The sequence below is a fragment of the Halodesulfovibrio aestuarii DSM 17919 = ATCC 29578 genome (genome assembly GCF_000384815.1).
Taxonomy (GTDB): Bacteria; Desulfobacterota; Desulfovibrionia; order Desulfovibrionales; family Desulfovibrionaceae; genus Halodesulfovibrio; species Halodesulfovibrio aestuarii.
In genome coordinates this window covers 119,550-143,576 of sequence record NZ_ARQF01000016.1, presented here as the reverse complement: position 1 = coordinate 143,576, position 24,027 = coordinate 119,550, and the positions used below count along the sequence as shown (strand labels likewise).

Sequence of the window (24,027 nt, the reverse complement as noted above, 5' to 3'; positions counted from 1 at the left end):
TAAGGCAGAGATTTTTGGTTGTTTTGCACATCATTTTCTTTTTTTCTACCTCTAGCTTTCTGAAGAAAGGTCTACATCGTCTACTTTAAATAAAAGAAAGTTAAAAAACAGATAGTTGTATTGGGAGACCGTCCTTTTTTTGAGGTCTCCCAATGGGGGTAAAGAAGGTCTCCCTTACTTGGGTAAGCTAGGGCGTTCTTCAGCTTTGAAACCAGCTTTGATGCTTATGCCGAAGTAGTAGAAAATTTTTATTTTCTTTTTCTTAAAACGCTGTGTCAGTTGAGAGCCAAAGCCTTTATTATTCATGAGATACTTCTCGTTTATCTTGAGTTCTTCCATGCAGTAGCACTTGAATGATTCATAAAGATCATTGGCTTTTGTTCGTACATTTGAGTCATGCGGATGCACTTCGCACCAATCGTCAACCCATGCCCCAATGGGGTCGTTATCTTCGGTATAAGATTCGACTTCATGCCTCACTATTAGTGGTGGGGTAAGGTCAAGATCAGAGAGGAAAGTTCGAGCACAGCGGACAAGCCAAGACAATATGCCGGGGGCTTCTTCTTCTATCTTGTCGTTGACAGTATTGCTTGGTTTAGCGTGATAGATGTGCTTGGCTTCATCGACTTCTTTAAGGTTCTTTGTGAAGCGTGCATTGAATGGGATTAAGCGCATACGTTCGAATAATGCTCGGTCAGCATTTTTAATTCGGGGAACAGAGTTTGCGTGAACGAACAATTTGCAAAACAGTTGTAGAACTACCTGTGATTCATACAGGCCACGTGTACTAACTTCATCTGCACCGGTAATCTGCTTAATGATTTCTTTATCAAAGGTTTCGCTGCTGTCTGGCTCAGATGCTACAGCCATGCGCAACCCCTCAAGTGCCATTAAGGCAGGGTCTGCACCGTCGTTTTTTTTGTTGCCCTGAAGTAATACGCTCTTACTGATAGTGGAACTGTATCCACCTAGAACCTTCATGATTGTATTAAATAAACTCGATTTACCGTTGTTGGCTGTGGGGCCAATGGCGATGTAGATTTCTTTATGACTGGTAAGGCCGGTAACTGCATAGCCAATGACTCGTTCAAAATATTCAAGTAATTCCAAATTATTACAAAAAATTTTGTACAGAAAGTCAGTCCAGAATGGAGCCTCTTCATGCAAGCCACGGTATTCATATGGTGAAGCATGGCGCATTTTGTATTTTGGGTCTGGCGGTAAGAGGTGGCCTGTCTTCAAGTCGATGATGCCGTTAGCACAAGGCAGCAGAGTATGATCCTTGTCCCACTCAGTACCTTCAATACCAAGCGTGTCTTCGCCGCTTTTAGCCATATTGATTACGCCGGAAATACGACGATCATTGCGGAGTTTTGCGGCACGATCATCAAGCATTTTTCTATTGTACTTGTTTTGTTTGAGTTCTTTTCTCTTCTTTGCAATTGCTGCTAAGTCTGCCTGCTCTGGTTCGTCTCCAGCTTGGGAAATCTTGAGAGAAAGTTGTTCTATCTGAGATTCAAGTTCTTTATATTTTGAAAATAGATAGTTACTTCCCCGATCAAACTGCTCTGCCATAATAGTAACTTCTTTGCGGTGCTGTCTTTTTGCATCGTCTTTCCAATGAGAATTGACAAACTGCATAAATACTTCTCGCTTGTGATCAAAACAAAATCTGTCTCCGATCAAATCAACCAATAATTCTGCATCCCCCAATTGCTGACGGCGCACGGCATCCATTAGGCGGTCAATTCTTGGGCCGCGTTTTTCTGGAACATGCATAACTTTCCAAGCCATCACAGCCGGCGGTGGAGTCTTGAGCTCATCATTAAGGCGTTTGGGATGGTTCTCTTTGTTCGGGTAGTTTTTCTTTGTCTGTTCCCAAACTTGCTGGCGCTCTTCCTCCACTTGCTTCTGGATCAGCGCGCGCAGATCTGCGCAGCTGAGCTGTGCAATTTCAGCGACAGTAAGTTCTGGCGCAGCTGTTTGCGCGTTGTCTTCTGTTGGGCTTGGAGAAATATTGATAGAGGCAGAATTTTTGTGCGTAGATTTCTTTGAATGGCTCATGCAGCCACCTCCAATGTGTGATCAGAAGAAAGTGGAGCACATTGCCAGTTTAAAGAAACAGCGTAAGGTTCCGGTAAGTTTTTTTCCAAACAGGTTTTAGGAGTGGCAATAAAATTGCGTGAAACAATTTTTTGCACTGGGATGCAGACTGCCGAAGTTGAAAGGGCGGCAGTCTGCACTAAATGTAAAATGGTGGCAGGTAGCACTGAATTAAAAATAGCGGCAGGCAGTAAAGCGGGTGCGAATTGCACGATTTTCAGATTTTCAGTTTTTTTCCAACACCACGTCCGCACAAACTCTGCGCCTCTGTGTACCCGTATTGCTAAAATTGCTGGAAAGAACCTATGTGATTTGGAGCGATAAATTGGGTCTAAATACTGCCCTTTAGACCTTTCTGCGAGATCTTGGAAAGGGGAGAGGGGGGAAACGGGGGGAGTAGTGGAAGCAGCCCTCACCCCTCCCTTGCTACGCGCGTTCGCGGCGTGGGGTAAGGAAGCCGCTAGCGCGGCGTCTTTTGTTGATATACTTGATAAAAGGGAAAGGCTGGGCGTTGTGTGAAATGCACGTGGCGGAAATAAAACTTGTACCCATGTTGTACCCAACAGGGCATTGAACGCAAAAAAAGGGATTACGATCCGTCGTAAAGACAGTACGTAACCCCTTGAGAATGCACATGGTACCGAGAGGGAGACTTGAACTCCCACAGCTGTAAAGCCGGCGGATTTTGAATCCGCTGCGTCTACCAATTCCGCCATCCCGGCATGTGTGAAAAGGTGTTTATGGGAAGTAGCGTCTGCTGTCAACAGGTTTAAGACTACTTTTTCATTTTTCTAAAAAAATATAGCGAGCTGGGGAAAACTTGTGAAGAGACATGAGTGATTTTCTGCCAAACTTGCTTTTGTACAATTGAAGGGTTGCGTAAACTGGAGAACTGATTACATACTGCTAGTGTCTACTCTTAATGATAACTAGTTACTAATAGTGCAAAGCACGTATGAGATAGCATATGACCAAAGATAATGTAATTCATATTGAAGGTGCCCGTCAGCATAACTTGAAAGATATTAGTCTCGATATCCCGCGAGATGAGCTTGTTGTTGTGTGTGGCCCTTCAGGTTCCGGTAAATCCACTTTAGCTTTTGACCTTGTGTATGCAGAAGGTCAGCGGCGATACGTGGAGTCTCTTTCTGCGTATGCCCGCCAGTTTCTGCCGCAGATGGATAAGCCGGATGTTGATAAAATTGAGGGGCTTTCTCCTGCTATTTCTTTGGAGCAAACTGCTTCCACCCGTAACCCCCGTTCTACAGTGGGGACGGTGACAGAGATCTATGACTTTCTACGTGTCTTTTATGCCCGTCTGGGAATTATGTACTGTCCCAAGTGTAACAAGCCGATTGCTGCGCGTGCTGCTGATGAAATTATTAACGAAATTTTAGAGCTTGAGACCGGTACCAAATTTATTGTGCTGGCTCCGCTTGTTGAGCATCAAAAAGGTACTCATGCTGACAAACTTAAGAAGCTGAAAGCGCAGGGCTTTGTACGTGTTCGCATTAATGGTGAGATGCATACAATTGATGATGCTCCGGTACTTGAGAAAAATAAGAAGCACACAATTGATCTCGTTATCGACCGTCTTGTTATTAAAGAAGGTTTGCGCGGGCGCTTGGCAGATTCTGTTGAGCTTGCCCTGAAATATGGTGAAGGGCGGCTTATCATTTCTACTGTTGGTGGTGAAGATAGAGCTCTTTCTACAGAATCTGTTTGTCCTACCTGCAAGATTAGTCTGCCTCGCCTTTCTCCGCAGCTGTTCTCTTTTAACAGCCCGCAGGGTGCCTGTTCTCGATGCTCGGGGATCGGTTCAGTAGATTACTTTGAACCAAACCTGCTTGCGCCGAACAAAGGGCTGTCACTTAAAAGTGGCGGTCTTCTGCCTTGGAAGAATCCCAAAGTTATGGAGCGGTATGCTGGTGACCTGAGAGCGTTGGGTAAAAAGAACGGTTTTACGTTGGATACCCCATTTGCTGAATTTTCTGAAAAGGCATGGAAAGCTCTTTTTCAAGGTCAGGGAGATTGGCCGGGGGTTGTCTCTCTGCTTGAACGCGGCATGCAGTTTGGTCATGCATGGCGCGATGAACTGTCTCGTTACAGACAGAGCCGCCCGTGTCCGGTTTGTGGCGGTGCTCGTTTGAAGAAAGAGTCTCTTTCTGTTCGCGTTGGTGAACATTCAATTTCTGATTTTTGTTCTCTTTCTATCTGGAGGGCTCTTGAATGGCTGCAACAACAGGAGTTCTCTGAATCTCAGATGGTCGTGGCGGAACCTTTACTGAAAGAGCTAACCCATCGCCTTGGTTTTATGGTGAACGTAGGGTTGGACTACATTTCTCTCAGTCGTAATATGTCCACGTTATCTGGTGGTGAAGCACAGCGTATTCGCCTTGCTTCACAGCTTGGTTCCGGTCTCGTGGGTGTGACATATGTATTGGACGAACCTTCCATTGGCTTGCATCCGAAAGACAATGTCCGTCTTATCAATACGCTTCGTAGCTTGCAGAAGCGCGGCAATACCGTGCTTGTTGTTGAACATGATGAAGCAACCATGCGTGAAGCAGATACGCTGATTGAACTTGGACCTGGTTCCGGTATGCTGGGCGGCGAAATAATGTTCAACGGCTCTGTGGAAAAAATGCTCGGCGAGGCGGATACCCTTACCGCAAAATACCTGCGTGGTGAGATGGTTATTGATGTTCCGGAGCAACGCAGAACTGCCGAACGTGATCTTGTGCTTGAAGGCGTTACGACAAACAACTTGCAGAATCTGAATGTAAAGTTCCCACTCGGAACGCTTACCTGCGTAACAGGGCCTTCCGGCTCCGGTAAAAGTTCTCTAGTTGTGGATTCATTGTACAAGCATATTTCGCTGGCAAAATCTATTAAGGTAGATAACCCGGGGCAGATCAAAGGGATCAAGGGGTTGGAAGATATTGAACGAATCGTTGCAATTGACCAGACACCTATCGGGCGTACTCCGCGTTCCAACCCAGCTACTTATACGAAAATTTTTGATGAAATCCGTAATATTTTTGCCATGACACCGGATGCAAAAAAACGAGGCTACAAACCGGGACGTTTCAGCTTTAACGTCCGTGGTGGGCGCTGTGAAGCATGCAGCGGTGATGGGCAGATTCGTGTCGAAATGCATTTTCTTCCGGATGTGTACGTAACATGTGATGTGTGTGGCGGTAAGCGTTACAGCCATGAGACCCTTGAGGTTCGGTATAAAGATAAAAATATTGCTGACGTATTAAGCATGACAGTGCGTCAGGCAAAAGCCTTTTTTGAAAATCACCCAACGCTGAAGCGCCGTTTGTCTGTTTTGGAAGATGTAGGGCTTGAATATATTCGTCTTGGACAGCCTGCGACGACCCTTTCCGGTGGCGAAGCGCAGCGTATCAAGATTTCCAGAGAGCTTGGCAAACGTAACCTTCCTGGAACATTGTATATTCTTGATGAGCCGACAACAGGGCTTCATATGCATGAAGTCGGTAAGTTGATACGAGTGCTGCAAAAATTGGTAGATAAGGGCGCAACTGTTATTGTTATTGAACATAATACTGACGTCATTATGGCTGCTGACTATGTTATCGACCTTGGACCCGGTGGCGGGGAGAACGGCGGACGCATCGTCTCAGCGGGCACTCCTGAGGAAATTATCAACGACAGCAACTCTGTCACAGGTGCATATTTAGTTGCAGAGCAAGCAGTTAGGAAGAGTTCATAGTTGCTATTTTTATGCTGGGCAGGTATCACTATACGTACTAGAGTTATGCTTTTATAATCTGATTTGTTATTTCTATCCGTAATGAGGAAAATATGGATCGAAGAGGTTTTCGAAATCAGTATGGATTTGAGGAGGTGTATAGCGCTTTATTCGTCGATTTCGACAATATATACACGCGCTTGGAAGAGATAGAGCCTTCAGCGGCTCATGTGTTTGCAACTAACCCCCAGCGTTGGCTTAAGTGGTTGGAAACGCATGCTGTGCGTATGCTGTACGGTGAAGGTGTTCGCCGTCGTATTTTAATGCGTTGCTGTTATCTCAATCCGCACTGTTACCATCAATACAGGCCCTTTTTTATCCGCGCAGCATTTAACGTGATTGATTGTCCGCCTCTTACTAATCAGGGTAAGACTAGTGCAGACATTCATCTTGTGATGGATGCAATGGATACCTTGAGCCATAAAACACATTTTGATGAATTTATTGTACTTTCCGGTGATGCGGACTTTACGCCGCTTCTGATAAGATTGCAGGAGCATGCGCGCCGCACATTAGTGCTTTCCGTGGGGTATGCATCCCCAGCGTATACAGCCGCAAGTTCCTGGCGTATTCGTGAAGACTGGTTTGTGCAGCAGGCCCTTGAAGACAAAGCAGTTGATGACTATCCGGTACCGCCTCATGTAGTAGATGAAGAGGAAGAACCAGACGCTAATACTGACATCATTCTTCGTGGATCTGATGTTGTGAAAAGTATGGTACAGGAATCTTCTTCTCCGGTACCTTTGGCGCAACTGTCGCATCATCTCCAAAAAGAACTCGACGCAGGGCATGACTGGTTCGGGTTTGGTAGATTTCGCGAATTCTTAGAAGCGCTCGATCTTGGCGAACTGGAAATTTCAAATGTCGTACCGGGATATGTATATGATCCGGGTAGGCATGATGAGCCGGAAGAAACGAGTGTTCGGGCAGAATTTAAAACAGAGTATCCGGAATTGTTTGACTTTGCACTCAGAGTTCATCGTCTTACTGATGTTCCATTGTTGATGCCTGTTCATTACAATCAGCTTCTAGAGTTTATTGTAGATGAAGTGAATGAGAACGGCTTCTTCCTTACTAATACATCGCGCAATGTTCGCGATAAGTGTGTTGAAGCAGGCGTGCCGGTAGGCAGAGCGCACGTTAACTTTGTTCTTGTTGGCATTTCGCGCGGCGGGTATCCACTTTCTGAACAGGATGTGGTGGTGCTCGACGAAGTGAAAAAAGCATTTATGCGTAATGTTAAGGATTTATGCAGTCGAACACAGTTCGATCTGCGTGATGAAGAAATCAGGCTTCTGTTTGAATGGATGTCATTTAAGCAGGAAAAAGAATAGCTCTAAAAGAAAGCTGGAAGCATCTGCTCCCAGCTTTTTTCTTGTTCAGGTTACCATCTTGCCGAGTAGGTTAAAAAAAAACGAGCCTTTCATGAAGTGAACGGCTCGTTTTTTATGGTTTACTTAATGTTTGCTGTCGGGGCCCCAGATATCTAGAAGGCGGGCATCTCTTCTACAATTGTAACGGTAGAATTTATAGCGGATTGGATTTTTTGTGTAGTAGTTCTGGTGGTATGTTTCAGCAGGCCAGAATTGATTGGCTTTAATGATGAGAGTGGCTACAGGGCGTTTAAAGCTTTCTTCCACCTTCTTTTTGCTGGCTTCAGCCAGTTTTTCTTCAGTCAGATTGGTGTAGAAAATAGCGCTGAGATATGTAGGCCCTTTGTCACAGAACTGCCCTTTGTCATCAAACGGATCAATGTTGTGCCAGAAAATTTTAAGCAGTCCTTCGTAGGTTACTTTTTCTGGGTCATAGACAACTTTGATCGCTTCAAAGTGCCCTGTGGTTCCGGTACCTACTTGTTCGTACGTCGGAGCTATCGTTTTACCGCCTGTGTAACCCACGACGGTCTCCAGTACACCGTGAACCTTGTCGAAAGCAGGCTGCATACACCAGAAACAACCGCCGGCAAAAAAAGCAGAAGCTTTAGGGGCAGCACTCGCCTGTGTGGTAAAACTTGTCATAACACCCACCAAGAGTAATGCTAAAAGATTTGTTTTGTATCTAGCCATTGATGCTCTCCTTTGGAGTCTCCCCGTAAGTTTAGCATAGTCAAAACTGTACGGGGATATGAGCCGCAGGATAAAGAACTACTGCATGGAGTACCGTTGTTTCCAGAAAGATTCTATTTCTTGGCGGCTTGTAGCCAGTAATCGCATGTAATCCAACTCCATGTTCTGCATTTCTGTGTCCTGCTTGCGCAGCCATTCAGAGAGCCATGCAAATCGTAACGCAATAACTGTTGGAATGAGATGATGAATATTGGCAGCAAACAGCTTGTTCTGCGTATAAAGTGTGGCAATAAGTTCAGGTACAAGCCCATTAATCAGCCAGTTAGGGTGCTCTATCCCGACGCAACCTATGCAGTTTGCTGCATCGTAGAGGACAATTTTTTCTCCGGTAAATTCCCAATCAATGACCCCCGCTACCTCATTGTTGTGCCAAATAATATTCAACGGATGGCAATCTCCATGCGCCAACGCAAGAGGGATGGAGTCGTGTTCGGAAAAAAAAGAGTCTAATAATGGCAGAATGGGACTAAGCTTTTTGGTAATATCCGGCCTATGTGATTTTATAGTTTTTACTGTTTCTGCCACGTATTCAGGAAGTGGTGGCGTTGAGCGTTCCGGTGTCGAAATTTGTTTTCCTGCGGACTGTAGCGCGTTGATGAAGTCGCCGATCCTTTGACCTCGCTCCTTGTCTGCACAATATTCCGGCCGTGGCAGATCTGTACCTATAATAAAGGGTGTTATCTGGTACGGATTGTTTTCATGAATGACAATTGTATTGCCGTCTGCTGATTGTGCTGGAGTATGAATATATGGCACGTTCTTCTCATGTAACTGCGAAAGAAGTGTACCCACTGTGTTCCGCCAGTCAGCCTGAGCTTCCTTAAGTTTTTCCACTAGCCATAGAGTTCCGTCAGCGTCTTCAACAACAAGACGGTCAATGCAGCGTTCCGGACTGCCGGAGATTTCAAGGTCTGATCGCTGACGCTCAAATGTGAGAGAAAATTTTTCAAAAAGTGTGTTCATAGTAGTATTTTTTGTTAATGGTAACTAATATCGATTTTAATAAATAACTTTTGAGTGCAAGGGTGTCCAGATAAAATCACAAAAATGAAAGCGTTTTCGTAGGTAAATTGGCATGATGTATGCGGAAAACATTGCGCTAAGCGGGTCTCATGGGTATTGTTAAGAAGCAGTGCAAGTTTTTTGCAATTACGTTTTTCAAGGATTGTACCGTGAGTTTCGCTCATTTTTCTATGCATCCAATGTTACTGGATGCTATTTCTGATCAAGGCTTTACAGTGCCTACTCCAATTCAGGAAAAAGCAGTGCCCCCTGCCTTAGCGGGGCATGATTTGCTTGGATTGGCTCGAACCGGAACCGGTAAGACTTTGGCGTATGTATTGCCTATGCTGCATAAGTTGCTTACCAGTCCTGGCGGTGGTGTCCGTGCACTTGTGGTAGCCCCTACACGTGAACTTGCGGTGCAGATTTCATCCGACATTTATCAGATGATTCGCAAGACAGACCTGAGCTGTGTTACCATATTTGGTGGTGTCGGGTTGCATTCCCAGCGGCAGCAGCTAAAAGGGGATGTTGATATCGTAGTGGCATGTCCGGGAAGGTTGCTTGATCACGTGCGCCGTAAATCTATAGACCTTTCCAATGTAAAAATGCTGGTGCTGGATGAGGCAGATATGATGCTCGATATGGGGTTCATCAAAGATATTCAGCAGATTTTACAGCTTACTGGCGGTCGGGAACAGACGCTTCTTTTTTCTGCAACTATGCCGGATGATCTTGAGCGTATGGCAAATTACGCTATGAATAATCCCTTGCATATTCAGGTAGATTCAATAGCGCCTGTTGAAACTGTCTCCCACGCAATTTATCCGGTTGAACAGCATTTGAAGACCCCATTGTTAAAGACTATATTGCGATCATTGGATTTTCAGTCTCTCATTGTCTTTGTCCGTACCCGGTATGGTGCCAAACGGTTGTGGAGACAGCTGGGGAAGGCGGGATTTGATGTAACGTGTCTTCAGGGTAAGTTAACTCAGCGCAGACGGCAGGAAGCCATGTGCGGGTTCCGGCGTGGTAAGTATGCAATTTTGGTCGCGACAGACATTGCTGCCCGCGGGTTGGATATTTCTTGCGTTTCTCATGTTATTAATTACGATTTCCCGCCGACGGTGGATACCTATATTCATCGTATCGGTAGAACGGGTAGGGCAAGCGCCACAGGTAGTGCCTTTACCTTTGTATCGCCTGAAGATGCGCCGATGATGAAAACGTTGGAGCGCGCCTTTGATGATGAGATTATCTGTTGCTACTTGGACAATTTTGACTACAGTGCGCAGCAACGAAGCACGGCCGCAAAACCTGCCAAGCTGAAAAAGCAGCCGCGTCCTGCACGTATTCGTAAGAAAGGGTCTATGCTTGGTGCAGAACAAGCAACTCCCCGCAATCGTCCTGCGCGTCAGACGATGCCGGGCAGCCCGCAGGCAAAAGCCCGGGTTATCTCAAAACCGGCAGAGAAAAAGACCAAGCTGGAAGTGCTCGAGTTGCGTCCGGCATCACGTACAGCGCTCAAGCAACCGCATGCGCCGCGTAAGCTTCAGAAGCTGAGAATCGAAGAGAAAAAAATTCAAGAAACAGACGAAAGTCAGTCATAGTAGGAGACTATACAATGCCATCCTTTGACGTAGTGAATAAAGTTGATTTGCAGGAACTTGATAACGCTGTGAATAACGTGAAAAAAGAAGTTGAAACGCGTTATGATTTCCGTGGCACAACAACAGAAATCAATCTTGATAAAGGCAATAAACGCCTCAGCATCCTCGCAGGGGATGAACTCAAGATGAAAGCAGTGGCAGAAATGCTCAAAACTCATTGCCTGCGCCGAAAAGTAGACCCGCAGATTCTTGAATTCAAGGATCCGGAGCCAACCTCTAAAGGTGCGCTCAAGCGTGAAGTTGTTTTCAAAGAAGGTATTGAAAAAGATCTTGCTAAAAAAATGGTCAAAGAAATCAAAGCGTCCAAGCTTAAAGTACAAGCTCAGATTCAGGACGATCAACTGCGCGTGACCGGCAAGAAGATAGACGATCTTCAGGCCGTAATGGCAATGCTGCGTGAAGCAGATTACGGCATTCCGCTTCAGTTTGTGAACATGAAAAGTTAGGTCTTTAGGACTCTCCAGAAAATTTTGCCTGCGGGTTGAGTCCGTTTTTGTAAAACTTGCGGCTTACGCTTTACTATCTTGTGTGAAATGAAAGGATTATTCTAGCTGACTAGGATAATCCTTTTTTATTATTGCAGGTCCTTGAGTTGTTCAATGAACAGCTCAAGATCGTTCGGTTGCCCCTGTTGGTAATCTTGAGGATAAAGAAGGGCGGACATATAGAATGGAGACCCGATGCGCAGCGAGGTAGTTGCGCTTTGGGCAAATTTGCTAAGCTGAAGCTTAACAGGTGACGCTTTTTCGGTAGGCATTTTTTTAGTTATGGGGTGTGTGAGTTGCGCCAGTCCGGAGAGCAGGCGTGCCTTTTCTTCTAATACGGAACGGTAACGTTGACCCTGTTGTGGATCCTGTATCAGAGTTTCTGCCAGATTTTCTAATTGTTCAACTTGCTTGGCTTGCTCTGAAAGTACGGAGATGAGTTCTTCAATTGGTTTCACTCGCATGTCGTTTTATTCCTCCATTTGTAGAGAATGGTACCACCGAAAGATGGTTATTCCAAGAGGCATGAATCAGGTAGAGCAAAGAATCAACAGTTGATTGCTTCCTTGCGAATTATCGTTCCCCCATATACAACACAGACCTGAATTTTATGTATGTTCGGTTTGGAGATAATATATGGCACTTTTAAGTATACAGAATGTTTCACTTACTCTGAGCGGGCCGGAACTGTTGTCCGGTGTGAGTTTGCAGATTGAAGAAGGACAGCGGGTTTGCCTGCTTGGTCGTAACGGCGCGGGTAAATCTACCTTTATGAAGCTTATGTTCGGCGACATTAAACCTGATGGTGGCGTGGTTGCACGTCAGCAGGGTTTGAAAGTTGCAATGCTTTCTCAGGAAGTGCCTGAAGATATTACAGGTAACGTGTACAGCGTAGTGGCTTCCGGCCTCGGCGAACTGGGTGAGGCGCTTGCTGCGTACCATGACGCTTCTGTTTTGCTGGATTCCGGTGATGATGCGGATGCGGCGTTGGCAGCTATGTCCAAGGCACAGCACGTGCTGGATGAAAAGGGTGGCTGGGAGCTGCATCAAAAAATCCAGACTGTGATAAACCACCTGAAGCTTGATGCAGATGCAGAGTTCTCATCATTATCAGGCGGGGTAAAACGTCGCACAATGCTTGCGCGCGCGCTTGCTTCAGAGCCTGATTTGTTGTTGCTTGACGAGCCTACTAACCATCTTGATGTGGAATCTATCACATGGCTTGAAGAATTTTTATTGCGCTATGTAAAGTCTCTCGTGCTTATTACTCACGATAGAATGTTTTTACGCAAAGTAGCCAACCGAATTGTAGAACTGGACCGCGGGCACCTTGCCGACTGGTCTTGTGATTACGATACGTTTCTGGTTCGTAAAGAAGAAGTTCTGCATGCGGAAGATGAAGAATGGCGCCGTATGGACCAGAAGCTTAAAGAAGAGGAAGTTTGGATCCGCAAAGGCATCAAAGCTCGTCGTACCCGTAATATGGGGCGCGTGCGGGCATTGCAGGACTTGCGCAAGGAACGTGCGAAGCGCAGGGATCGTTCCGGTAACGTGGGGCTGGCTGTGCAGGTGGCTGACCGTTCCGGTAAGGTTGTAGTAAAGGCAGAGCATGTGACCTACGCATATCCGGATGCGACCAAACCGGTAATCAACAATTTTTCTACGATTATTTCCCGCGGTGATAAGGTTGCCCTTATTGGGCCGAACGGCATCGGTAAAACAACACTGCTGCGCTTATTGCTTGGTGAGCTTACTCCACAGGCAGGGACAATTCAGGACGGAACCAAGCTTGAAGTCGCATACTTCGATCAGTTGCGTAATATTCTGGATGAAAACAAGTCCGTACGTGATAACGTAGCAAACGGGAACGATACTGTTGAGATCGGCGGAGTCCGTAAACATGTAGTCGGATACCTGAAAGATTTTCTGTTCGATCCTGAGCGGATGAATATGACGGTAAATACGCTGTCCGGTGGAGAGCGTAACCGTTTGTTATTGGCAAAGCTGTTTACCCAGCCGTGTAACGTTCTGGTACTTGACGAACCGACAAACGACCTTGATGTGGAAACATTGGAGTTGCTGGAAGCGCAGCTTGTAGAATTTGCAGGAACAGTCTTGATTGTTAGCCATGACCGAGCTTTTGTGAACAACGTGGTGACCTCCACTTTGGCGTTCGAAGGCGACGGCGTTATCAATGAGTACGTTGGTGGATATGATGACTGGCAGCGCCAGCGTCAGGATCGTGAAGTGGAAAAAGCAGCCAGCAGGAAAGCTGTTCAGGAAAAATCTGAATCGAAAAAAGAATCTGATAAGCCGAAAAAACTGTCGTATAATGAACAGCGCGAGTTGGATATGCTGCGCAAGGAGTTGGAAGAAATTCCGGCTAAACTTGAAAGCATGGAAGAAGAGCAGGGGGCATTGGAAACCAAGCTTGCCGACCCGCAGCTGTATGCTGACAGTCCTGAAGAGTTTGAAAAGACCACGGCGCGACTGGAGGCTCTTGCAGAAGAGCAGGAAGCTGTAATGATGCGCTGGGAAGAAGTTGAAGCACGTGCTGCTGAGCTTTCACCGCTTGAAAAATAGTTTTTTCATTGTGCCAGTAGCGGCAGGTACAAATCAACGTTGCCTGATTAGTGCTTGTGAGTTTGTTGTGCTTGGGCTATAGCCGTGCACCTGTTTGCGGGATTTATTGTTTCGTATTGCTAACCATTCACAACAACATAGCATTGCTTAGTAGTCAAACAGCGTGGTGCAGGTGAAGACAAGGCAATATGGTAGAAAAAATAAAATTGCTAACTGTTTGTTTTTTATGGAAAAGATTAAAAAAGGTGAAAAAAAATTACTTCACCCCCTTTTCAATCATAAAAACCGATTTATACTCCCTGACAGCTTTGAATAAGTATGCAACCCGATGGAACAATCTTCCTCGGGTCTGATTTAAATAGTAATTGGTTGCTTTGCCTTTTTTTGTGTAATGCATTTGTTTTTAAGCAAATTACAGGCAGGGTACAAGGCTGGCTCATATTAATGTGGCAGTCGAGAATTTAGATAGTAACATTATGTTGGAGGTTTATACTTATGAATCTGAAGCCACTGAGCGATCGAGTTCTGGTAAAACGCCTTGAAGCTGAAGAGAAGACTGCTGGCGGTCTCTACATCCCTGACACTGCCAAAGAAAAACCTTCTCGCGGTGAGATCGTTGCTGCAGGCCCTGGTCGTGTTGAAAATGGTAACACCATCGCTATGACTGTTAACGTTGGCGACGTTGTTCTTTTTAACAAATATGCAGGTAACGAAATCAATATCGACGGCGAAGAATACCTCGTAATGCGCGAAGAAGACGTTCTCGCAATTATCGCTTAATATTTTTTTCCTCTCTTTAGATTCTTAGGAGATATACCAAAATGGCTAAAGAAATTCTTTTTGACGTTAAAGCTCGCGAAAGCCTTTCTCGTGGCGTAGATAAACTTGCTAACGCTGTTAAAGTGACCCTCGGCCCTAAAGGCCGTAACGTTGTTATCGAAAAATCTTTCGGTGCTCCTGTTATCACAAAAGACGGTGTTTCTGTTGCTAAAGAAATCGAACTCGAAGACAAGTTCGAAAACATGGGCGCACAGATGGTTAAAGAAGTTGCTTCTAAAACTTCTGACATCGCTGGTGACGGTACTACTACTGCTACCATCCTCGCTCAGGCAATCTACCGCGAAGGCGTAAAACTCGTTGCTGCCGGCCGTAACCCAATGGCTATTAAACGCGGTGTAGACAAAGCTGTTGAAGCTCTTGTCGGCGAACTTAACGCTCTTGCTAAACCAACCCGCGACCAGAAAGAAATCGCACAGGTTGGTACCATCTCTGCTAACTCCGATGCTACCATCGGTAACATCATTGCAGAAGCAATGAGCAAAGTTGGTAAAGAAGGCGTTATCACTGTTGAAGAAGCAAAAGGCCTCGAAACTACTCTCGACGTAGTTGAAGGTATGCAGTTCGATCGTGGTTACCTTTCTCCTTACTTTGTAACCAATGCAGACAAAATGGTTGCAGAAATGGACGAGCCTCTCATCCTTATCTGCGAAAAGAAAATTTCTAATATGAAAGACATGCTCCCTGTTCTCGAACAGGTTGCTAAAATGTCCAAGCCACTCGTTATCATCGCTGAAGATGTAGACGGCGAAGCTCTTGCAGCTCTCGTTGTTAACAAACTCCGCGGTACCCTTAACGTTGCTGCTGTTAAAGCTCCTGGCTTTGGCGAACGTCGTAAAGCAATGCTTGAAGACATCGCTGTCCTCACCGGTGGTCAGGTTGTTTCTGAAGAAATGGGTGTTAAACTCGAAGCTATCACCGTTGCAGAACTCGGTTCCGCTAAACGCGTAGTAGTTGACAAAGAAAACACCACTATCGTTCACGGTGCTGGTAAAGCTGAAGACATCAAAGCACGCGGTAAAATGATCCGTGCTCAGATTGAAGAGTCTTCTTCTGACTACGATCGTGAAAAACTTCAGGAACGTCTTGCTAAAATCGTTGGTGGCGTAGCAGTTATCAACGTTGGCGCAGCAACTGAAACCGAAATGAAAGAGAAAAAAGACCGTGTAGAAGATGCTCTCAACGCAACTCGTGCTGCTGTTGAAGAAGGCATTGTTCCTGGCGGTGGTACTGCTCTCGTTCGTGTTTCCGTTGTTCTCGATGACGTAAAACCTGCTGACGACGATGAAGCTGCTGGCGTACGCATCATCCGTCGCGCTATCGAAGAGCCTCTTCGTCAGATCGCAGCTAACGCTGGTTTTGAAGGTTCCGTAATCGTTGAGAAAGTAAAAGACGGTAAAGACGGCATGGGCTTCAACGCTGCAATCGGCGAATATGAAGACCTTATCAAGTCCGGCGTTATCGATCCTAAAAAAGTAACCCGTATCGCTCTGCAGAACGCAGCTTCTGTTGCTTCTCTCCTGCTCACCACTGAGTGCGCAATTGCAGATAAGCCTGAACCTGCTGGTGCTGCAGCTCCTGCAATGCCAGGCGGCATGGGCGGCATGGGCGGCATGGGTGGCATGTACTAGTCAGTACAGTCTATCTAGCTATATTGCTATTAAAGGCCGGAGCTTTTGCTCCGGCCTTTTTTGTGTATTAGCAGATTATTAAAGATACTGCGCTGTCTTCCGAAAAGTAGGTAGAAAACGTCTTCGTGGACGATTTGTACAATTAACGTGAAGAGGCGCACATGCACAATTTTAGAAGAATATGGACAATTACACTTGTGGTTGTTCTGGTATTAGCAACAGCTGGTTGTTTAAAAGTAAGGCGGAAGGCTACATTTGCGCGTACAACGTCGCCCGTAGTATACGAAGATTTTATCGCTGTGGATGATTGGAGCGACTGGGCGGCAGAGGTTGCCAAGCACGTGGCCAAATCTATTAAGGATAGACCGGATCTTGAAGGGAAGCCAATTTATATGCGTCCGTTGAGTGACCGCGCCTTTGATACAGGATTTTACAGTTTGCTGCATACAGAGCTTATCAGCCGCGGATTACAGGTGGCGGTTGAGCGTGAAGAGGAAATGATCATATTGAGTTATGCTACTCTTCCTGTTTCGTCAGATAACCGTGCTCTTATGCCGGTGAACAGTGCTTCCAGTGAGAACGATACTCTTGAAGGATACGGCGGGGGCAAAAACATGGCCTCCCTGCGGTATGAACCCTCTGGAAGTGATGAAGACAGGCCTATCATCTTGTCTGTAGGCATGAGTTACAATAACCGTTATGTGATGCATGCCTCTTCAATTTTGCGCGTAGCAGGTGATCAGCAGGCTAACTTCGTTTCTCCATATGAGCGTGGATATCAGGTGGAAGAATTTCCTACTCGAACAATTAAGGTTACAGGAGAGTAGTAATGCGAAACGTTCTGATTCTTTTAGCAGCGGTTGCATGTTTGTTACCAGCGGCAGCATTTGCGGAGCGCGGCAGCGTGTTACCTCCCGCGCCTGAACAGATTATAACCTTGCCCGATCTGCGTTTTGAGCCTTCATCACTTTCTGCTGAGAACTTTATGGCAGCAGACGTGATCGCAGAGCAAATGAGCGGCAAAGTGAGCCGCAACAGCCCTGTGCTTATTGCAAGCATGGTTCAGCTGGACGATCTTCGCCATTCTTCCATGCTTGGAAGACTTGTTATGCAGCAGATTGCATCCCGCATCAGCCAGTTCGGATATAAGGTTTTAGAGTCTCGTCTTAAAAAAGAATATTCCATTATCCCGAGAGAGGGTGAATTTATTTTAAGCCGTGATGTATCCGAATTGATGAAAAAGGAGTACAATGCGCAGGTAGTACTCGTAGGCAGCTACGTGCCGACGCCATATAGAGTCTATGTTTCTATCAGATTGCTGCGTGTTGCGGACGGTGTGGTCATGGCTGCACATGAATATACGCTGAAAAACAGACGCGAGTTTGCTGTATTGCTTCGGGAAGACAAAGGTGAGCAGCGTGACTTGTGGGCAATGTATAATAAGCGGCCTAATGCATATTCTTCATCTGAAAAAAGGACAAAAGTCAAAAAAGGCGCTATGTTGTCTGCACCAGATATGATTATGCCCGAGGTAGATGGACAGGTTGATCTGACAAACTTTCCAGAACTGAGTTCGCCTGCGAATGCAGCTGATTTAAAAAGGTAGTGAAAAATAGCTATAAGTGAGGGTTTATGCTTGATGGTACAAGCAAAACCCTCTATGTATACACAGCTGTTCGGTACTATATTTTGTTATTTATAGTCAGCTGCCGGTAAAACGGGGGCTGACGTTTTGTATGTTTATGATAAACTTGACGTGAACGTATTAACTCTGTAGAAGAGGCCGTTCATTTTTTTAAAGGAGTCATCTCATGAAGAGAACTTACCAGCCTAGCAAAATTAAGCGCAAAAGAACCCACGGTTTTCGTGCTCGTCTCAAAACCGTTGGTGGTCGTGCGATTCTTCGTCGCAGACGCGCTAAAGGTCGTGCGAAATTATCTGCCTAACGTTCCCAAGAACACATCGGCTGACCCGGCGGCCTGAATTCGTAAAATGTTACGATGAAGGCCGCCGATACTTTTCTAAAAATTTCGTTCTGTTTGTTTTAGAAAAGGAAGAACCCCTCGCCTTATGGCGAGTGGGGTTGGCTGTAACGAAGAAAACAGGATCGGCAGTACAACGTAACCGCGTGAAACGTGTGTTGCGTGAGTTTTTTCGACTGAATCAGCGGGAAATACCGAACGGCATTGATTTAGTTGTTGTGCCAAAACGCCGATTGAATCCTGAGTGTGTTGACCTGCATTTTGTCACACAGGAACTTTTGCCTATCATTCACAAGCTACGTGAAAGGTCAGCTCGGGATGGGGAAGACGAAGCGTAATGAAGAAACTCTTCCGCACGCTGCTGGTAGCGCCTATACGATTTTACCAGCTCTGTATTTCGCCTCTTTTTCCGCCTGCTTGCCGCTTTGTCCCTACGTGTTCAGAGTATGCGGCGCAGGCCGTGATGCGCCACGGCTTCTTGAAGGGATCCGCTCTTGCCGTATGGCGCATTTTGCGTTGTAACCCCTGGTCTGCAGGGGGGCACGATCCCGTCCCGCCTTCCAAAGATAAAAATCCCTATGCATAGGAGCTATTGAGGGCCCATGGATAAAAACCGAGTCATAATTACCGTTGTGCTCTGCCTGGTTATCACCGTTGGGTGGAATTACCTTGCCGAGTACATGGGGTGGTTACCGCAGCCTGTTGAACAGACTGCAGTACAAGAAACTGCAAAGGCAGATTCCAAAGCCCCTGCGAAGGTTCAGCCAGCACAAAACACACCAGCACCAGAACTGCCAGTTTTCAAAGCTGAAAATGGACGCACTGTTACTGTTGATACTCCCCTTTACACTGCGATATTCCATTCTAATGGCGGTGTGTTGCAGAGCTTTGTTCTTAAAAATTACAAAGCTGAAAATACCCCTGATTCTCCAAAAGTTGATCTCATCGGCAAACCAGCTTCTGCATTTGCTCCTCTTGGCCTCCTTATTGATGGCGACCGTACCTGGGAAAATGCAGCATGGAGCTTGAAAGGCTCTGATCTTACCCTCGAAAATGGTAAGAACGGTATGCTCGTGTTTGTTGGTGAAGTTAATGGGTTGCGTATTGAGCGTGAATTCTCATTTACAGCAGATACCTACACCATTACTGAAAAGACTAATATCATTAACGCAGGTACCAGCCCGCGTAATGTTCGATTGGACTACACTCTTGATGCCGACAGTATGGCCGACGCTGGCAACCCGTACAATAAAACACGTGTTGCATGGTTTACTGACGCCGAAGGTCTTGATACTGAAGATGATGTTGAAGATCTCGGAAACGGCATCAGCAGCACTCTGCCTATGATGTGGGCAGGTGTGGAAAGCAACTACTTTATTGCAGCCATAGCACCTAAAGGTGCTGATCTTGCTCTGAAAGCTAAGTTCCAGAGCGGCGTGTATAGAATTGCTCTTGAAAAAGATAATATCGGAATTGCTCCCGGTAACCTGTCAACTTCGACTGCCACCTACTACTTTGGCCCTAAGATCACCAAGTATCTTGCCGCCGCTCCTAATACTTTGAGCGCAGCTGAAAACTACGGATTCTTTACTGTTCTCGCAGTGCCAATGCTCAAAATGATTAACTTCTTTGAGCAATATGTAGGTAACTACGGTGTAGCAATTATCTTGCTTACCATTCTTATCAAGATAGCATTCTGGCCATTGTCTCGTAAGAGCTATAAATCAATGGAGTCTATGAAAAAGCTCCAGCCTATGATGCAGAAGATTCGCGAAAAGTATGCAGATGATCGCGAAAAACAGAATGCGGAAGTCATGGCATTGTACAAAACTTACAAGGTAAACCCTGTAGGTGGTTGTCTGCCGATGGTTATCCAGATTCCAGTGTTCTTCGGCTTATATCAGGCGTTGCTTAACGCAATTCAGTTGCGTCATGCTTCTTTCATTGATTTCTTGCCGTTTACAAACATGCCTTGGCTTTCTGACTTATCTGCACCAGACCCATACTACATCACTCCTATTGTGATGGGTGCAACCATGCTGCTCCAGCAGCTGCTCAGCCCGAGCACCGGCGACCCGACTCAGCGTAAGATGATGCTCATCATGCCAGTAGTCTTTACGTTTATGTTCTTGAACTTCCCTGCCGGTCTTGTGGTGTATTGGCTTGTAAACAACGTGCTCTCCATCTTCCAGCAGTGGCTCATGCTACGTAAGGCGTAACGCCTCTGTTTTTGAAACGCGATTACCTTCTGAGGTGTATGCATGGATGGATACAAAGAGTTCAAGGGTAAAACCCTTGACAGCGCTATTGAGGAAGCGTGCAGCTACTTCAATAGTCCTCGGGAAAAACTGGAAATTGACCTCATTAATGACGCGAAGACCGGTATTTTTGGTTTAGTTGGGGCAAAGAAAGCTAGAATTAGAGCCCGCAGAATGCAGGTTCAGTTTGATTCGCAGGCATTGTCTGCCCCTTCAGAGACTTCCCGACGATCTAAGAAAAATGCCGCATCGGTTACGGCGGAACCAACAACCGAGCGCAAGACTGAGAAGCCGAAACAACGGCAGGAACGTCCAAATAAACGTTCTGAAAAGCCTCAGCCTGTTAATCAACAAAAAGCAAAAGAAAAGCCTGAAGCCTCTTCCGAAGAAGCTCAGACTGCAAAACCAAAACAGGAACGTGGTCGTTCCCAGCGCTCTAAGCCGGAAGGCAGCCGTGGTCAGAAAAAACTGACTCAGAGGCCTTCTGAAAAGCCTCAAGGTGCAAAACCTGCTCGTAAAAAACAAGAGACAGGCGAAGAGACGCAGGAAGGACAAGCGCGTGGTCGTAATAACCAGCGCCGTCGTCCGCAGAAACAGCATTCTCCGAAACAGGATAATGCTCCGGCTCCAAGAAGACAGCGTCCGGCTTCAAAACCGGAAACTGCATTTGAACCGGTAAAAGCGGATCCGATCCCTGAAGCAAACCTTGATGAGCTCGATCAGACTGAGCTTTTGAAGGTGGTAACAGAAGTAGTAAACCGCCTTATTACTCCTGTAATCGGTGAGACTCCGGTTGAAGCCCGTATTGAAGACGGACGCGTTAAAGCTTCCATTTCAAGCGGTGAGAATTCTGGACTCCTGATTGGTCGTGAAGGCCAGACTCTTGCTTCATTCCAGTATCTTGCAAACCGTATTATCGCTAAGATGTTCGGTGTTGCAGTGCGAGTTCAACTGGATACTGGCGACTACCGTGAGCGTCAGGATGATAAATTGCGCGACATAGCTCTGCATTTGGCTGAAAAAGCTAAAAGCATGGGAAAACCGCAGTCAACTCGTCCGCTCAGCTCCTACCATCGCCGCGTGGTTCATCTTGCTTTGCAAGAGGATGACGAAATCCAGACCCGCAGTAAAGGTGATGGCCCGCTCAAGCGTGTTATCATCGGTCGTAAGCGCAAATAGCGTTTTGACGATACAGTCATTAAAAAAGAGGAGCCCTCGGCTCCTCTTTTTTGTGTTACTCTTATGAAAATATTTTAGGACACAGTCACATGACCCAGAACGATACAATTGCAGCAATCGCCACAGCAATGGGGCAGGGCGGTATCGGTATTATCCGCATCAGCGGTGATGATTCCGGTGCTATCCTTCGCAAGCTGTTCCGCTCTTCCAGCAAAAGTTTTACAGATTTTCGCCCTTGGGTGCTTCATCATGGACACATTTTGGATGCAAAAGGTGAAGATCTGGACGATGTGCTGGTTGTGCATATGCCGGGTACGAATACGTTCACCGGTGAAGAAAGTGCCGAAATCCACTGTCATGGTGGGCCGGCAATTTTAAGCAGTGTGCTTGAGGCGATTTTTTCCCTTGGCGCACGTCCCGCAGACTGTGGTGAATTTTCCAAGCGCGCTTTCCTGAACGGGCGTATGGACTTAACACAGGTTGAAGCTATTGCAGAAATGATTGCAGCTCCGGCTCGTGAAGGTGTCCGCCTTGCTCAGGCAAAACTGGATGGCTTGCTTGGGCAGCGTATTGGTGAACTGCGTACCCGCCTCGAAATCGTTCGTATGAAACTGTGTGTTGCTGTGGATTTTCCGGAAGAAGATTTGGAATGTCTCGATCCGCAGGAATTTACTGACGACATTACGTCCGTAATGGACGCACTTCGTACATTGCTTGGAAACTTCGACCGTGCTCGCTGTTGGCGCGATGGCGCGCTTGTTGTCCTCGCAGGGCAGGTAAACGCAGGAAAATCAAGCTTGATGAACGGTCTGCTTGGTCGTAAGCGTGCTATTGTCACCGATATTCCGGGTACAACCCGTGATTTTTTGGAAGAACATCTAACTTTTGATGGTTTGCCAATTCGACTTGTTGATACAGCAGGGCTTCGTGAGACTGGTGACATCGTAGAACAGGAAGGCGTCCGGCTCAGCCGTGATCTTGCGTCACAGGCCGATCTGGTACTGCTTGTTGTTGATGCAACCCACGGACTTGGTCAGCATGAAAAAGAGTTGATTGCGTCTGTAGGTGCAGAAAAAGTTCTTCTTGTGTGGAACAAAGTGGATTTGGTTGATGAAGCACAGGAAATTGATACAGCCGACTGCGCAGTAGTACAGATTTCTGCAAAATTGGGTGATGGATTGGATATGCTTGCAGAAGCAATCCGAACTAATATTCTTACCCGCAATGGTGATGCAAAAGAACCTGAGGCTGGCGATCTGGTTCCTAACTTGCGACAGAGCCTTGCTCTTGAACAATCTGCTACAGAACTCGAAGGGCTGCTTGAAGACCTTGCGATGCAAGTTCCATATGATCTGCTCGGCGTTCGACTGGAAACAGCATGCTCGATTTTGTCTGAAATTACAGGCGAAACAACGCCGAATGAAATTTTGAATAAAATATTTGAGAGCTTCTGTATCGGTAAATAAAAGTAAGTACTTGAGCGTTGTCCTTTATCAGGATAATTTCTCGATAGCACTTAATTCTACCAGAATGACGGCACAAGAGTGTGATGTATGTCACAGCTATTTTGTGCCGTTTTTTTATTGTCATGTAACTGGTTCAACCTGATACCTGAATTTTATATACATGCTGTTTTCTACGGGTGCCGTGAACAGTGCATCCGCTTTTCCAAGCGTTGCTGTGCCGGTTGTTGGTATCAAGTTGTCCTATTATCCATGGAGTTTTTATGTCTAAACCAGCTGTCGAATCTATAGAAATTACTGCCTGTCGCGGTATCTCCGGTGGTAACTGTCGTTTTGCAATACAATCTGACAACGCCTTTCCTGCCGCGATACGTAACGTTGTGGAGCAGACAGGGTGGGATGCTTTTTTACGATCACAAATTAATGGGCCGTTACTGCATCATCATACGCTTAAAATTTCTGTGGCTGCATGTCCTAACGGGTGTTCGCGGCCTCATGTTGCGGATATCGGCATTATTCGCGCAAAGCAGCCGGAGCTTGTTCCTGATATGTGTTCGCATTGCGGACTATGTGGACGAATTTGTCCGGACAAGGCGATTTCCTATGACAAGGGTGAGCCTGTTTTTGATCTGGCGCAGTGCATGAAATGTGGTATGTGCATGGAAAAATGTCCGGAACGAGCTATTCGCGCTGTGGAAGATGGATACAGGGTAGTGCTCGGTGGTAAACTGGGCAGGCATCCGCGTCTTGCATCCGAGCTTGGCGGAATTTTCTGTGAAAAGCAGGTTCTTGCAATTGTCGCTGAATGTGTCTTCTACTACATGGAACAGTACCGTCCTAAGCTTCGTTTCGGCACTCTTGTAGAGGAAAATTACGAATCATTAATGCAGCGGCTGGATCCGGCAAAAAAACTTAGTTGCAAAGGATAAT

Annotated in this window: 20 protein-coding genes and 1 tRNA gene; 16 read left to right on the top strand and 5 right to left on the bottom strand. The window is 46.2% G+C overall.

Annotated features, from left to right (window positions below; genetic code table 11):
• Window positions 1-174: 174 nt before the first annotated feature.
• Window positions 175-2,064 carry a DNA primase family protein gene (locus F461_RS0102130; RefSeq protein ID WP_019999507.1) on the bottom strand — a complete coding sequence of 630 codons (1,890 nt, stop codon included), beginning with the start codon at window positions 2,062-2,064 and terminating at the stop codon, window positions 175-177.
• Between the two features lie 674 nt (window positions 2,065-2,738).
• A tRNA-Leu gene (locus F461_RS0102115) sits at window positions 2,739-2,825 on the bottom strand.
• A 245-nt stretch (window positions 2,826-3,070) separates the two neighbouring features.
• Between F461_RS0102115 and uvrA the strand changes: the two genes are divergently transcribed.
• Both uvrA and F461_RS0102105 read left to right on the top strand, forming a co-directional pair.
• The gene (uvrA, locus tag F461_RS0102110; RefSeq protein WP_019999504.1) at window positions 3,071-5,842 is read left to right on the top strand and encodes an excinuclease ABC subunit UvrA; all 2,772 of its coding nucleotides are present in this window, start codon (window positions 3,071-3,073) and stop codon (window positions 5,840-5,842) included.
• 92 nt (window positions 5,843-5,934) lie between these two features.
• Window positions 5,935-7,215, top strand: a complete 1,281-nt coding sequence (locus F461_RS0102105; protein WP_019999503.1) for an NYN domain-containing protein — start codon at window positions 5,935-5,937, stop codon at window positions 7,213-7,215.
• A gap of 123 nt (window positions 7,216-7,338) precedes the next feature.
• On the opposite strand, the gene msrA is transcribed toward F461_RS0102105, so the two are convergent.
• Window positions 7,339-7,947 carry a peptide-methionine (S)-S-oxide reductase MsrA gene (gene msrA, locus F461_RS0102100; RefSeq protein WP_019999502.1) on the bottom strand — a complete coding sequence of 203 codons (609 nt, stop codon included), beginning with the start codon at window positions 7,945-7,947 and terminating at the stop codon, window positions 7,339-7,341.
• 78 nt (window positions 7,948-8,025) lie between these two features.
• A complete protein-coding gene (locus F461_RS16825; RefSeq protein ID WP_019999501.1) occupies window positions 8,026-8,970 on the bottom strand; it encodes a phosphotransferase enzyme family protein in 945 nt (314 codons plus the stop codon).
• A gap of 209 nt (window positions 8,971-9,179) precedes the next feature.
• Between F461_RS16825 and F461_RS16820 the strand changes: the two genes are divergently transcribed.
• Complete coding sequence (locus tag F461_RS16820) at window positions 9,180-10,619, top strand: DEAD/DEAH box helicase (protein ID WP_211211849.1); 1,440 nt, start codon at window positions 9,180-9,182, stop codon at window positions 10,617-10,619.
• A gap of 14 nt (window positions 10,620-10,633) precedes the next feature.
• Entirely contained in the window at window positions 10,634-11,125 is a 492-nt protein-coding gene (locus F461_RS0102085; protein ID WP_019999499.1) for a YajQ family cyclic di-GMP-binding protein, read from the top strand.
• A gap of 128 nt (window positions 11,126-11,253) precedes the next feature.
• Here F461_RS0102085 and F461_RS0102080 read toward each other — a convergent pair whose 3' ends face one another.
• Window positions 11,254-11,628: a hypothetical protein gene (locus tag F461_RS0102080; protein ID WP_019999498.1), complete on the bottom strand. Its 375-nt coding sequence runs from the start codon at window positions 11,626-11,628 to the stop codon at window positions 11,254-11,256.
• A gap of 172 nt (window positions 11,629-11,800) precedes the next feature.
• On the opposite strand from F461_RS0102080, the gene F461_RS0102075 reads away from it, so the two are divergent.
• From F461_RS0102075 to F461_RS0102020, 12 genes are all read left to right on the top strand, one after another.
• Window positions 11,801-13,747 (top strand): ATP-binding cassette domain-containing protein, encoded by a 1,947-nt coding sequence (locus F461_RS0102075; protein ID WP_019999497.1) that lies wholly within the window; start codon window positions 11,801-11,803, stop codon window positions 13,745-13,747.
• A gap of 495 nt (window positions 13,748-14,242) precedes the next feature.
• Window positions 14,243-14,527 carry a co-chaperone GroES gene (gene groES / locus F461_RS0102070; RefSeq protein WP_019999496.1) on the top strand — a complete coding sequence of 95 codons (285 nt, stop codon included), beginning with the start codon at window positions 14,243-14,245 and terminating at the stop codon, window positions 14,525-14,527.
• Between the two features lie 41 nt (window positions 14,528-14,568).
• On the top strand, window positions 14,569-16,215 hold the full coding sequence (gene groL / locus F461_RS0102065) for a chaperonin GroEL (protein WP_019999495.1): 1,647 nt from the start codon (window positions 14,569-14,571) through the stop codon (window positions 16,213-16,215).
• Window positions 16,216-16,376: 161 nt separating this feature from the next.
• The gene (locus F461_RS0102060) at window positions 16,377-17,042 is read left to right on the top strand and encodes a hypothetical protein (RefSeq protein WP_019999494.1); all 666 of its coding nucleotides are present in this window, start codon (window positions 16,377-16,379) and stop codon (window positions 17,040-17,042) included.
• Between the two features lie 2 nt (window positions 17,043-17,044).
• Entirely contained in the window at window positions 17,045-17,821 is a 777-nt protein-coding gene (locus F461_RS18420) for a FlgO family outer membrane protein (RefSeq protein ID WP_019999493.1), read from the top strand.
• Between the two features lie 205 nt (window positions 17,822-18,026).
• Entirely contained in the window at window positions 18,027-18,161 is a 135-nt protein-coding gene (gene rpmH, locus F461_RS0102050) for a 50S ribosomal protein L34 (protein WP_019999492.1), read from the top strand.
• Window positions 18,149-18,535 carry a ribonuclease P protein component gene (gene rnpA / locus F461_RS18415; RefSeq protein WP_026364569.1) on the top strand — a complete coding sequence of 129 codons (387 nt, stop codon included), beginning with the start codon at window positions 18,149-18,151 and terminating at the stop codon, window positions 18,533-18,535. Before rpmH ends, rnpA begins: the two co-directional genes overlap by 13 nt.
• Window positions 18,535-18,783: a membrane protein insertion efficiency factor YidD gene (gene yidD, locus F461_RS0102040; RefSeq protein ID WP_019999490.1), complete on the top strand. Its 249-nt coding sequence runs from the start codon at window positions 18,535-18,537 to the stop codon at window positions 18,781-18,783. Before rnpA ends, yidD begins: the two co-directional genes overlap by 1 nt.
• Window positions 18,784-18,799: 16 nt before the next feature.
• Window positions 18,800-20,416 (top strand): membrane protein insertase YidC, encoded by a 1,617-nt coding sequence (yidC, locus tag F461_RS0102035; protein WP_019999489.1) that lies wholly within the window; start codon window positions 18,800-18,802, stop codon window positions 20,414-20,416.
• 42 nt (window positions 20,417-20,458) lie between these two features.
• Window positions 20,459-21,634: a protein jag gene (locus tag F461_RS0102030; protein ID WP_019999488.1), complete on the top strand. Its 1,176-nt coding sequence runs from the start codon at window positions 20,459-20,461 to the stop codon at window positions 21,632-21,634.
• 89 nt (window positions 21,635-21,723) lie between these two features.
• A complete protein-coding gene (mnmE, locus tag F461_RS0102025) occupies window positions 21,724-23,100 on the top strand; it encodes a tRNA uridine-5-carboxymethylaminomethyl(34) synthesis GTPase MnmE (RefSeq protein ID WP_019999487.1) in 1,377 nt (458 codons plus the stop codon).
• A gap of 260 nt (window positions 23,101-23,360) precedes the next feature.
• The gene (locus tag F461_RS0102020; protein ID WP_019999486.1) at window positions 23,361-24,026 is read left to right on the top strand and encodes a 4Fe-4S binding protein; all 666 of its coding nucleotides are present in this window, start codon (window positions 23,361-23,363) and stop codon (window positions 24,024-24,026) included.
• The last annotated feature ends 1 nt before the right edge of the window (window position 24,027 follow it).